This window comes from Paenibacillus sp. JGP012, assembly GCF_014203995.1.
Taxonomy (GTDB): Bacteria; Bacillota; Bacilli; order Paenibacillales; family Paenibacillaceae; genus Paenibacillus; species Paenibacillus silvae.
Genome location: NZ_JACHKG010000030.1, coordinates 56,104 through 67,219 on the forward strand (window position 1 = coordinate 56,104; position 11,116 = coordinate 67,219).

14 protein-coding genes are annotated in these 11,116 nt (G+C 46.3%); 2 read left to right on the forward strand and 12 right to left on the reverse strand.

Annotated features, from left to right (window positions below; all coding sequences use genetic code 11):
• The first annotated feature begins 277 nt into the window (after positions 1 to 277).
• On the forward strand, positions 278 to 532 hold the full coding sequence (locus HNR77_RS24765) for an AbrB/MazE/SpoVT family DNA-binding domain-containing protein (RefSeq protein WP_017691383.1): 255 nt from the start codon (positions 278 to 280) through the stop codon (positions 530 to 532).
• A gap of 247 nt (positions 533 to 779) precedes the next feature.
• Here HNR77_RS24765 and rsmI read toward each other — a convergent pair whose 3' ends face one another.
• From rsmI to HNR77_RS24815, 10 genes are all read right to left on the reverse strand, one after another.
• Positions 780 to 1,664 (reverse strand): 16S rRNA (cytidine(1402)-2'-O)-methyltransferase, encoded by an 885-nt coding sequence (rsmI, locus tag HNR77_RS24770; RefSeq protein ID WP_184190178.1) that lies wholly within the window; start codon positions 1,662 to 1,664, stop codon positions 780 to 782.
• On the reverse strand, positions 1,665 to 2,444 hold the full coding sequence (locus HNR77_RS24775; RefSeq protein ID WP_184190180.1) for a tRNA1(Val) (adenine(37)-N6)-methyltransferase: 780 nt from the start codon (positions 2,442 to 2,444) through the stop codon (positions 1,665 to 1,667).
• A gap of 76 nt (positions 2,445 to 2,520) precedes the next feature.
• The gene (locus tag HNR77_RS24780) at positions 2,521 to 2,889 is read right to left on the reverse strand and encodes an initiation-control protein YabA (RefSeq protein WP_184190182.1); all 369 of its coding nucleotides are present in this window, start codon (positions 2,887 to 2,889) and stop codon (positions 2,521 to 2,523) included.
• 28 nt (positions 2,890 to 2,917) lie between these two features.
• Positions 2,918 to 3,718: a PSP1 domain-containing protein gene (locus tag HNR77_RS24785; RefSeq protein WP_111273244.1), complete on the reverse strand. Its 801-nt coding sequence runs from the start codon at positions 3,716 to 3,718 to the stop codon at positions 2,918 to 2,920.
• A gap of 116 nt (positions 3,719 to 3,834) precedes the next feature.
• On the reverse strand, positions 3,835 to 4,806 hold the full coding sequence (holB, locus tag HNR77_RS24790; RefSeq protein WP_184190184.1) for a DNA polymerase III subunit delta': 972 nt from the start codon (positions 4,804 to 4,806) through the stop codon (positions 3,835 to 3,837).
• 8 nt (positions 4,807 to 4,814) lie between these two features.
• Positions 4,815 to 5,258, reverse strand: coding sequence for a YaaR family protein (locus tag HNR77_RS24795; protein WP_111273242.1), 444 nt, complete (start codon positions 5,256 to 5,258; stop codon positions 4,815 to 4,817).
• 260 nt (positions 5,259 to 5,518) lie between these two features.
• Positions 5,519 to 5,848 carry a cyclic-di-AMP receptor gene (locus HNR77_RS24800; protein WP_047914178.1) on the reverse strand — a complete coding sequence of 110 codons (330 nt, stop codon included), beginning with the start codon at positions 5,846 to 5,848 and terminating at the stop codon, positions 5,519 to 5,521.
• 62 nt (positions 5,849 to 5,910) lie between these two features.
• The gene (gene tmk, locus HNR77_RS24805; RefSeq protein WP_184190194.1) at positions 5,911 to 6,558 is read right to left on the reverse strand and encodes a dTMP kinase; all 648 of its coding nucleotides are present in this window, start codon (positions 6,556 to 6,558) and stop codon (positions 5,911 to 5,913) included.
• A 423-nt stretch (positions 6,559 to 6,981) separates the two neighbouring features.
• On the reverse strand, positions 6,982 to 8,784 hold the full coding sequence (locus HNR77_RS24810) for an aminotransferase class I/II-fold pyridoxal phosphate-dependent enzyme (RefSeq protein WP_184190186.1): 1,803 nt from the start codon (positions 8,782 to 8,784) through the stop codon (positions 6,982 to 6,984).
• 219 nt (positions 8,785 to 9,003) lie between these two features.
• Complete coding sequence (locus HNR77_RS24815; protein WP_110899245.1) at positions 9,004 to 9,189, reverse strand: sigma factor G inhibitor Gin; 186 nt, start codon at positions 9,187 to 9,189, stop codon at positions 9,004 to 9,006.
• A 394-nt stretch (positions 9,190 to 9,583) separates the two neighbouring features.
• Here HNR77_RS24815 and HNR77_RS24820 point away from each other — a divergent pair, with 394 nt between their 5' ends.
• On the forward strand, positions 9,584 to 10,108 hold the full coding sequence (locus tag HNR77_RS24820) for a hypothetical protein (RefSeq protein ID WP_184190188.1): 525 nt from the start codon (positions 9,584 to 9,586) through the stop codon (positions 10,106 to 10,108).
• A gap of 310 nt (positions 10,109 to 10,418) precedes the next feature.
• On the opposite strand, the gene HNR77_RS24825 is transcribed toward HNR77_RS24820, so the two are convergent.
• Positions 10,419 to 10,859: a hypothetical protein gene (locus tag HNR77_RS24825; RefSeq protein ID WP_184190190.1), complete on the reverse strand. Its 441-nt coding sequence runs from the start codon at positions 10,857 to 10,859 to the stop codon at positions 10,419 to 10,421.
• Positions 10,860 to 10,933: 74 nt separating this feature from the next.
• A partial coding sequence (locus HNR77_RS30010) for a hypothetical protein (protein ID WP_221443992.1) occupies positions 10,934 to 11,116 on the reverse strand: 183 nt, incomplete at its 5' end.

Sequence of the window (11,116 nt, forward strand, 5' to 3'; positions counted from 1 at the left end):
GGCTTCGTTTTTCATCAAGGATTCGACACACTTTGACGAACTTTGTCGAATAAAGGTGTTTTAACGTTTTCCAAATCGACAAAGCTGACATGGATGTTTAAATGCGAAATATTGCTATCAATCCCTTACTACCAGCAAACTCAACAAAAACCCCCTTTATTTTAAGCTAATTTTAAGGTTGACTGTTTTGGGAATCGTTGGTATGATGAGTATCATAAAACATAAAATAATGTCGAATAATGACAATGATAGTTAGCTGAGAGGAGCACTGATTATAATGATGAAATCAACAGGTATTGTAAGAAAAGTGGATGAACTGGGACGGGTAGTTATTCCAATCGAATTGCGTCGTACGCTCGGTATTGGTGAAAAAGATGCTCTGGAAATCTACGTAGACGGCGAGCGCATCATGCTGAAAAAATACGAGCCAGCTTGTATCTTCTGTGGTAACGCAGAGAACGTAACTTACTTCAAAGGCAAAATCGTTTGTAACGAATGTATTTCCGAAATCCCTGCACCAGTAGCAAAATAAGAAAAAACAGGTATCATTGAATTATCTGTATCGTTAATTCTAACCATTTTATATTCCTTAATGTCCCTCCCGGTGTGTACCCCACCGCTGGAGGGATTTTTTCTACCCATTATGAAGAGCTGTCACATACCTTTCACATTTTATTGCAATACCCAATTTTCATTTTAAGGTTTTACTAAGGTTAGATTTAAGTTCCCTTTCAGGTCATTTACCCCATTTTTTGAAAATGTTATTTGTTCCAGCCTTTTTATTCGATCAGCGCGTTGTATACATCCCGTTTGGTCAGACCGCGATCCCCTGCCGTTTTCTTCATCGCATCCTTCCGGCTGTTTCCTTCATTCTCATAGTGCGCTACATGCTCTTCCAGTGAAAGAATCTGCCACCAGGCTTCCCGTTCAGCCTTACGCTCCTCTTCCCGGATTCCTTCAACCAACAGACAATATTCGCCCAAAGGGGGGTGCTGCTCCAGCCATTCAATACATTCCTGCAAATTACCTCTTACAAATTCCTCATGCCGCTTGGTCAGCTCTCGTGCCAGTACAATCGAACGATCGCCCAGAATCTCTTCCAGGTGCATTAACGTTTTGCGAATACGATGAGGCGATTCATAGAACAACAGCGTTCCATTGGATTCGTTAAAGGCCTCCAGCACTTTCCGCATATCCTTTTTCTCCCGTGGTAAAAAACCACCAAACGTGAATCGCTCCGTTGGCAACCCGGATACGATCAAAGCAGATAATGCAGCATTCGGACCTGGAATCGGAATAACCGTAATTCCCGCTTCAATTGCAAGCTTCACCAGATCAGAACCCGGGTCCGAAATGGCTGGAAGACCCGCATCACTGACCAGTGCCAAATTTTTTCCTTCTATTATATAGCGTATCAATTCAGGGCCACTTGCACTCTTATTGTGCTCATGATAACTGAATAGCATAGACGGTGTAATTTCAAAATGGGTCAGCAGCTTTCGCGTTTGACGAGTATCTTCTGCGGCAATAATGTCACAGCTCTGCAGTGTCTTGATTGCACGGAAGGTCATATCCTCCAGATTGCCAATCGGTGTGCCGACCAGATAAAGCTTACCAGTATTATCGGACTGCTCACTGAAACTTTTTTGAACATGCAGTGTCATCTAGATTCCTCCTTCCTTCGAACGTTCAGCCTGCTGCTGGCCATAGTAGATCTCCATAATCTCATCACAATAATTCCCCTGTTCATTGTAAACAATGAGCGGCGGCAGCATGCGCACCTCTGGCTTGCCATCCTTCATCGCTTCAATCAGCACCATATTGGCTTCCAGATGAGCACGCGGATGCACCATACGAATACGTTTGGGCTCCAGCTTGTACTGACGCATTAATGATATGATTTCACCCAGTCGCTGCGGGCGGTGAACCATCGATACTTTTCCCCCATTGCGTACAAGACGATTGCATGCCTGAATGACTTCCTCCAGGGTGCAGCCAATCTCATGACGTGCCATCGCCTGATGTGTATTGGCTTTAAGATCACTCCCATTCAGAGGCATGTAAGGTGGATTAACAGTAATTGCATCGTACATGCCATGTCCTGTCTCATTCACCAGTTCCCGAAGGTCTCCCTCACGAATCAGGATGGATGTTTCAAGCTCATTAAGCTGCACACTTCGACGTGCCATATCAGCCAGTCTCGGCTGAATCTCGATTCCCTCCAGGCTTGCCTGTGTACGTGTTGTCAGCAGAATAGGCACAACGCCGTTACCTGTGCATAGATCGAGAACACGTCCGCGCTTCGGTACAGATGCAAAACGTGCAAGCAATACAGCGTCCATCGAAAAACTGAACACTTCATCGCTTTGAATAATTCGCAAGTCGTGAGAGAGCAGATCATCAATTCGCTCCGACTCCTGTAAAATCACTTCATGGTCTGTCATATGTTACACTCATCCTCCGGTATTCTATAACGTTTATAACCTTGAAAAAAAACCGTAGGGAATCCCTACGGCCATTTCATTTATTCAAAAAAGACAGGCAGAACAGACAATCTCCTTCCGTCCGCAAATGTCCATAATAGACGTTGCAGATGTGGAAGCCTTCGTGATACAACCGGGCCAGATTATCGTAACCCTCGCCTACCACATCTTCACCCGCAGCCGGGCCAGCCGGTCTTGCTACAGGTGCAAGCGCAGAGGAGATCGGCAGATCAGCCGGCGCTTCACGCTTCAGCAGTTTGCGTAACTGCTCATTCTCAATGGTAAGCCGCTGATTATCCTCCAGCAGCTCTTTAACAATCATTTTTAATTCTGCTAAATCACCGTGCAACTGACCCATTTGGGTTTCCATTTCATGAATGTGTGTAAACAGATTTTTCTTTTCCAAGTTTCCACCCCGAAGCAACCTTTATGGTTTACTTGATAACGACGTCATCCAGCGGAAGTTCTTTGACTTTACTGATGTCGAACAGTTGAACATGCACCGTGCGGTTACCTGCGTTAATTCCGACAACTTTACCTTCACCCATTGAAGTGATGACCAGTTTGCCTACTGCCGGCAGTTCTTCTCTCACACTTTCATAATTATCATGCTCAAATTTCAGACAGCACATAAGTCTTCCGCACAACCCTGAAATTTTCGTCGGATTCAGTGACAAGCTCTGATCTTTAGCCATCTTGATTGATACCGGCTCAAAATCTCCCAGCCAGGAGGAGCAGCATAATACACGTCCGCAAGGTCCGATTCCACCAAGCATTTTTGCTTCATCACGGACACCAATCTGTCTCAGTTCAATTCGTGTCCGGAAAATGCTTGCCAGATCCTTGACCAGCTCGCGGAAATCCACTCTTCCTTCTGCCGTAAAATAAAAAATGATTTTATTGCGATCAAACGTAAACTCTACATCGACCAGCTTCATCTTGAGGCCATGGTCTCTGATTTTATTTAAACAAGTACCGAAAGCTTCCTTGGCTGCACGCTTGTTCTCATCCACTACGCGGGCATCTGTATCACCAGCAACGCGGATAACCTTTTTGAGCGGCAACACCACATCAGCTTCGCCTACTTCCTTCTTACCCACGACAACCTTACCGTACTCAACCCCTCGTGCCGTTTCCACGATCACGCAGCTTTCTTGCTCGATAGGAAGGTCCAGGGGATCGAAGTAATAAATTTTGCCCGCTTTTTTGAAACGGACACCCACTACACTGTACAAAAAATTAACCCCCTTGTAAGCCAACCCCACTTCGTCTGAAGCCCTGACTTCTTAGGGAACCCGCCGAAGTTATAACCGTTTGCATAGGATTGGAACTCACATGATGCTCTCCAGCCTTATGCCAAACCGATCAAAAATTGCTCCAGACAAAGCTGGCCATTGACATTAAAACGCAATTTTTTTCTGCATGCCGCGGCCAAATCCATATAGGAGACCCACTGTTCCGTGCTGCGGGTATGTGCCAACTGAGACAGCATGTCTAACTGATCTATAAAAACGATATGTTCATGCCTACCGTACTGAACATACAGCATGTCCCTGAACCATAAATGGAACAAACTAAGCAGCATGTCCAGATGTTCCGAGAGTCCTGTTTTAAAAAGCTTCTGCTGTGCCGAGATCAAGGATGTGCTTCCTCTGCCCAGGGACTCCTTCCCTAATTGTAACATTACGTTTCTAATTTCTGCAAACCAATTCTGCTGGAGAATTTCTCTACATGCTTCCAGTCCTGACGCTAAATGGACAGCGGGCCGGGCCAGATTCACAGGATACTCTTCCTCGATCAAAATTTGAAGCATTTCCTCCGGATTGAGCGCACTGAACGGCACCAGTTGGGAACGCGAGCGGATCGTAGGCAGCATAGCTTGACCGTTATCTGTAAGCAGAATACCGACTGCAGGCACCTGAGGTTCTTCCAGAAATTTCAGCAGGCTGTTCGCCGCCTGAACCGTCATTTTCTCCGCCTGCTCTATGATATACACCTTGGGGTGTCCCGCCTCTGACCGGTAAGAGAAAATGCGCTGTAAATCGCGAATCTGATCTATTTTAATGTTATTCCCATCCGGTGCCAGCATCGTCAGATCCGGATGGTTTCCATGTTCTATTTTACGACATTCAAGACATTTCCCGCAGGCATCATCCTCAAGCTCTGTGCAGAAGATTGCCTTGGCGAATGCCAGAGCTGTCTGCAGCTGCCCGCTCCCGGGCGGACCACTGAACAAATATGCATGACTGATCGCCTGACGTCTCAAACTGCTTTGTAACAATTGCTTGGCTGCCTGTTGGCCCTTAATCTGTTGAAAGGACATACTTCCTCCTAAAAGCTTAAATTAATAAGCATCCCCCTAATTTCTCCTACTTGTTGTAAAAGAGTGATCTTCCCTTCTTCTGTATCCAGCAATTCATCCGCCATAGATAACAGAGCCGAGTCAATCTCATCAATCAGTTTGTATCGTTTACCTCTGCCCCGACGATCCCATCCCCGCGTTTCCTTCATCGTGACACCGCGGCGAACCGTCTCTTCAAGGAACCTTTTGACTAGCTGCTTGTAAGCCTTCAGCTCACGAATCGTCATAGAACGACTCAAGCGTTCACCCTGAAGCTGAATTTCACTTAAACGGCGATTAAGCTCTGCTTGTGAAGCCCGCTCTCCCTGGTGATTCATCATATCAGAGAAACTTTTGGATTGAACCGGCTTGGAGCCGGAATCATTCGTATTGATTCCACTCTGCATCGGCCTGAATCCAGGATTGATTTTCATGGATACGCCTGCTTTCTATTCATCGTTAGGCCAATCGCACATCAGCACAGAGCGCGCTGCGCCTGTGCGTAAGATGGTTCTTATATGGTTGAACTGCATTGTATATATAATGGTAGAAAGATGAACTTATCTACGATTGTGTTCTAACTCGTCTCTCCCTAAAGAAAGTCCTCACTCTGGAGTAAAGTCTTCTTCGGGAGAGAGGATGCAATCATGCTATTGATAATGAAAAACACTCATGAATTTCATGCACAGACAAATCAGAAATGCTCGAAACGATCTACCGGAAGAACAAATACGGTTGCTCCACCAACTTGAACTTCAACAGGCAGCGGCAGGTACGAGTCGGTCGTTCCGCTCATAGGTGTAACCGGAGTTACGAGCTGTTCACGAACCTTACAGCTGCTGCGAATAACGTTCATAACGGATTCGACCTGACTATCATCGACACCGATCATAAACGTCGTGTTGCCTGCCTTCAAAAATCCACCCGTACTGGCAAGCTTGGTTGCCCGAAAGTTCGCTTTGACCAATGCGCTGGATAATCGGTTGCTGTCTTTATCCTGTATAATCGCAACAATCAGTTTCATCCTGCATAACCTCCTTCAGAATAAGCACTTTTAGCAAAATGCCATGTCTATATATTAGACAATTACTCGTCAAAATCCTTCAAAATCCCGTTCTCCAGCGACAAAATCATCGCTTTCTCCACCTCATCCGGAGTCTGTGAAGCATCAATCATTTGAATACGCTCTGGAAATTGCTTCTGCAGCAGGAAGTACGCTTCACGTACTTTACGATGAAACTCCAGATTCTCCAGATCCAGACGATTGACCTCACGACCATCGTGGGCTTCAATACGCCCAAGTCCCTGTTCCGGCTCAATATCGAGATAGAGGGTTACATCTGGCATCAAATCTCCAATTGCAAAACGATTAATCGCCCAGACATTCTCTATTCCGAGGCCGCGAGCATATCCTTGATAGGCCAGACTGCTATCGACAAACCGATCACAGATGACCGTTTTGCCTGCTTGCAGCGCAGGCTCTACCTTCTCCGCCAGATGCTGGCTTCGTGCTGCTGCATAGAGCAGTGCTTCGGTTCGGGCATCCATCGCCGTATGAAGAGGGTCAAGGATGATGCTGCGTATTTTCTCTGCAATCTCAATCCCGCCAGGTTCCCGTGTGACTACGTAAGGTATACCCCGTTTCTCAAAATAAGAACCGATTCTACCGATCATTGTCGTTTTCCCTGAGCCCTCTCCTCCTTCCAGCGTAATGAATTTACCTCTGCCCTGCATATGCTCCCCTGCCTTCTGTATTATAGCTGCATCCATTCAAGGCTATTATGCAAGTGCCTAGACCCTCTTACATCAGGATATGATGCCACTCGCCCAGAGGTGTATCGTAAACAACTGCATTTAATAACACTAAAATAATACAAGCTTGTTTTCTTTCTATCATACTATAAGGAGGCTGTTCCTCCAACATGAAACGTAAGACCTTTTTCAACCAAAATATATATCATTTTAAATCAAACAGGTGACAAGCACCCTATTATCGTCTTAACCTGCCGTAAAGGCAGATAACAGCTCCATTAGTGATGGCCGATAACAAGACAAGAGCAAGAGCTATAGAAGCATCTCGGCTGAAGATGTGCTCTACATGCTATCTGAGTCTGCTGCAAGCTAAACACCAGTGAGCTTTCTATTCTTCGCACATCGTTAACGCTGCTTCATGACCTTTAATGTACGTGCTGTATGATCGGATATTCCGTGAAACCTGGCTCCTTCCTCGCGTAAAGTCCTTATTCGTGCTACTACCTTGGCACTTATACGCTCTCCAGGATAAAACAGAGGAATCCCCGGGGGATACGGAATAACCATTTCTGCTGCACGGTAGCCTGCACTATCCTCAATGGGTAATTCGATAGTGTCTGTCTCCTTGATCGGTTGAAGGGAGAACACCACAGGCTCGGAAACAGCATTGTTTTGTTCCTTAATGTTCCACGTGGAAACATATTTTGGTGGATTTTTCTCGGCAACTGACTGTGCAGACCTGATCAAAGTCAGCGAATGCTCAGGCGGCATATTGTTCTCATGTATATGTCGCAAAGCCTCTAGCAGCTGCTCGGCATCCTGCAAGGTCGAGCCAAGACTGAAGAGCAGCACGACGTTCCGCTCGTCGCTCATCTCGGGCACGCAGCCGCAGGCTTCCAGCTGCTGCTGCAGCCCATAACCGCTCAGCACCCCTGTGTCGTCATATATGACGACCTTGAATGGGTCCTGAGCGGTGTAGCCGGCGCGGCCAGGCATCGCCGCCGGCACTTCATGGCCGCACGGCGGCCCCTGCTGCAGCGGCACATCCGCAGGCTGCAGCAGTTGGAAGCGCGGCAGCTCTGCCAGGCCGCGCTTAAAGGCTTTCACGGCAGCAAGCCCTGCCGTGAAGGCCTCTGCGCCGTGCACATGCAGCAGCCGGCGCGACAGATCAAGCGATGCCATCACCGGGTACGATGGGCTTGAGCTTTGCACCATGGCCAGGCGCTGCCGCAGCAGGGACCGGTTCAGACGCGGTCCCTGAACGTGCAGCATGGCTCCCATGGTGAACGCGGCCAGCATCTTATGCGTCGACTGCACTACACCGTCTGCTCCGCAGGACAGTGCAGAGGCAGGCAGCTCCGAATGCTGCCCGTAATGCGCGCCATGCGCTTCATCCACGAGCAATGGCATGCCAGCATCGTGGCAGATCTCGGCAATTGGCGTCAAATCCGCGCCCATGCCATAATAATTCGGCAACGTGACAAATACGCCCTTTGCCTCAGGATACTTCTGGATAGCAGCCTGAACCGTCTCAACCGACGGCATGACAGCAAGTCCAGATACAGGGTCAACCCATGGCTCCAGAAATACCGCCCTTGCGCCCCCCAGCATTAAACCGTGAATGACAGATTTATGTACGTTGCGCTGAACCAGCACAATACTCTCCGGCTCATCGCACACCGTCAGCAGTAAAGACAGATTGCCCGCGGTACTTCCACCCACCAGAAAAAAGCTTTCTTCCGCACCAAAACAATCCGCTGCCAGCTCCTGTGCCTCCCTAATGACTCCCTCAGGATGATGAAGATCATCCGTGCCCGTAATCTCCGTAACATCCATCTCCATCATCTCCAGATACGCGCGAACGGGCACAACTGAATTTTGGAAACGGTCTGCATCATACAATCGGTCTGCAGGATTCTGCTCGTCAACAGGATTCAATGGATTCACTCCCGCAAAGATTGCCTCCCCCTGTTCATGCTCCCTCTTTTGTCCGGTCCCTGTAACCCTTTCTTTCTCAGCGAACGTTTCTGTCCATTTTTGTTTCCGATCGGCATCTTGCTGTGTATACCCCATCCACTGATGATAGGCTTGTCCATTTTTGTGCCCGGGCACGTGAAATGAACGCTGCTTCGAATGTCGGTATGCAAGTAATGCTTCATATATAGGTGCCTTCTCTTTGCAAACCTTTGATTTATTATTTTCATTCATAAGTTAACCATCCTGTGACTGTTATTCTTTTTATGCCCAATGAATCTGTATTCGTTAGAATCAGCATACGCCTTCTATACAGGCCACACAAGATACTGCCCACATCACATAACAAAAAAAGGCCCGTAGGCCCTTCTCAATTCAGTTGCAAAAGAATATGAATTTCTAACATTTACGCGGAGAATAAAACCTCCATGAAACGCTCATTTGGCTGTCACCTCAAGCGTTCTTTTGTACCCATATCTGTTTCATCTGATGAATAAAAAAATTATACTTCGCATCCTGCGCATCGGTATGAACCATCTCAGCTTCACAAGTATCGCATATGAATTCAGATACAATAAAAATGCCTTCTCTCTTCCTCTGTTCGCAAATAATACATGTGTGTTCGGCATGTTCTTCCATGAACCATCCCACCTTGTTTTACGTTTACTATCAGTATTGCACAGTTTCTATTATTTTAAACATTTTCATAGTGCTTTCTTTCTATAAAATATATATATTCGCTTCCCCCTCTATAGGTGTCTGTACCGAAAATTACAACCGGTAATCTATGCTCAAGCATCATTTGCATGGATAGGATCACCCATTTCTCTTATCATGATCCAATGTTAACCCTTTATACAGCCTTGCCGTAATCCAAACTTCATAATAATAATCTTAAAAAAACTTGGAATTTCAGCCGATATATAAGATATGATAACGATATCAGAGTTTTCCAGCCTATCATCCACATCACCAAAATACATATGCATACCCCATTCTATTACCGTATACCTGAAGGAGGATTTATAATCGTATGATCGCCGAACCGGAGAATAAGGCAACCTTTTATCAGTACCGTCTTCTGAAAAAAAAGGCTATTGCCCGCAGTGTCATATACAGCTACCTATGTTTACCCGTTATGATGCTCCTATTTAATCTGCTAGCCTTCTCCTGGACCGGCCTCTTCTTCTTTTTGCTGGCAGGGCCGATCACCCTATGGATTCATTATGTCATCGCCAGAACCATCCTGCTGCTGGTACGCACCTCCTATGCGAAGCGCTGGCGCTGGAACCTCAGAATGCCTTGGTTCGGCTATGTTCCAGATCAGCATTTTAGCTATCACATGTTTGTCCGTGTTCATCTGAACATGAGCTGGATCGGTTTATGTATCATTACTGTGTGCCTGTTATGGTCCCCGGTTTCCTTCACGATGTCACTGCTATTCTGGCACCTCTGGATGCTTGGACCTCGCTTCTACGTCATACTCATCCTCGCTCGCGGACGTAAAGATGGCCTCATTAAATTAAACGAGCAAGATGTCTCTTATTATCTTCAGTAAGGTGAATCCGATTTCCCCAATATCTCATGATGAGATTTACATCTATCATCCAAAAAAAGGTTATCCACAGTGGATAACCTTTTTCCCCTAATTCACCTGGCCTTCATCTTATCCACAGCATCGGGTTTGCTTACTCTTTCCTTTGCTACAGATGCCCTTTTCTATGCCTTATCATAAAACTCCGGGGTAACCCTTCTCCTTCTCCTTCCCTTCTGCTTGAAAAAAATAAAAAGCCCTCAACGTATCGAAGAGGACATTCAGTATATGGGAACATTACGTTGTTAATTGTTACGTCACATCATGAATCCGATCAATCATCTTCACCAAGTGATTTAACGGTCGTTTGCGTTGTTTCATTTCGAGGAACCATTAAAGTAAAAGAACCATCATGAACAGCTAACTGAACAATATGTCCTTCCTTCGCAAAAACATGCAGGTTGCTGGAAGTATTCGAGGATTGTTTAGCCTCTTTTTCCGTCCATCCCCAACTTTTAATCTCGTCAAGATAAACCTCTGGTAGACTCATACCTTCATTAATTCCAGACAATGTATATCGAACGTAATCCATATCCGAGTTATTCTCGGACTGGTCAGATTTATTCGCTACTTTGGGTACCGGGAAACTCTTCTCGTTAACCGCACCTTCATAGGAGGTCCATACAGATCCTGAAGCTTCACCGCAGCCTGCAAGAACAATCGCTAGACAAAGCAACAGTATGGAATGAAGTCCAACTCTCCGCCAACTTAACACACACACCCTCCTTTTCACAGCTGCACAATCCAGCTCTTCGGTCAGGTACTTTTAGCATATTTAACATAGTCCTATTATACTGGTTTTACCCCTGCCATCCGTAACAAAAATGTTACCTTCACATAACGAAGATGTAAGCGCCCCATATGCGAAAAAAGCTTAAAAAAATAAAAACCACCACCGAATATCATCGGCAGTGGTTCTTTGCTTGGCGGCGTCCTACTCTCCCAGGACCCTGCGGTCCAAGTACCATCGGC

Coding starts and splice junctions, on each gene's coding strand:
- HNR77_RS24765 (WP_017691383.1), top strand. CDS start 278: ATGATGAAATCAACAGGTATTGTAAGAAAAGTGGATGAACTGGGACGG.
- rsmI (WP_184190178.1), bottom strand. CDS start 1,664: ATGACACTGCATGTTCAAAAAAGTTTCAGTGAGCAGTCCGATAATACT.
- HNR77_RS24775 (WP_184190180.1), bottom strand. CDS start 2,444: ATGACAGACCATGAAGTGATTTTACAGGAGTCGGAGCGAATTGATGAT.
- holB (WP_184190184.1), bottom strand. CDS start 4,806: ATGTCCTTTCAACAGATTAAGGGCCAACAGGCAGCCAAGCAATTGTTA.
- HNR77_RS24795 (WP_111273242.1), bottom strand. CDS start 5,258: ATGAAAATCAATCCTGGATTCAGGCCGATGCAGAGTGGAATCAATACG.
- HNR77_RS24800 (WP_047914178.1), bottom strand. CDS start 5,848: ATGAAACTGATTGTTGCGATTATACAGGATAAAGACAGCAACCGATTA.
- tmk (WP_184190194.1), bottom strand. CDS start 6,558: ATGCAGGGCAGAGGTAAATTCATTACGCTGGAAGGAGGAGAGGGCTCA.
- HNR77_RS24810 (WP_184190186.1), bottom strand. CDS start 8,784: ATGAATGAAAATAATAAATCAAAGGTTTGCAAAGAGAAGGCACCTATA.
- HNR77_RS24815 (WP_110899245.1), bottom strand. CDS start 9,189: ATGGAAGAACATGCCGAACACACATGTATTATTTGCGAACAGAGGAAG.
- HNR77_RS24820 (WP_184190188.1), top strand. CDS start 9,584: ATGATCGCCGAACCGGAGAATAAGGCAACCTTTTATCAGTACCGTCTT.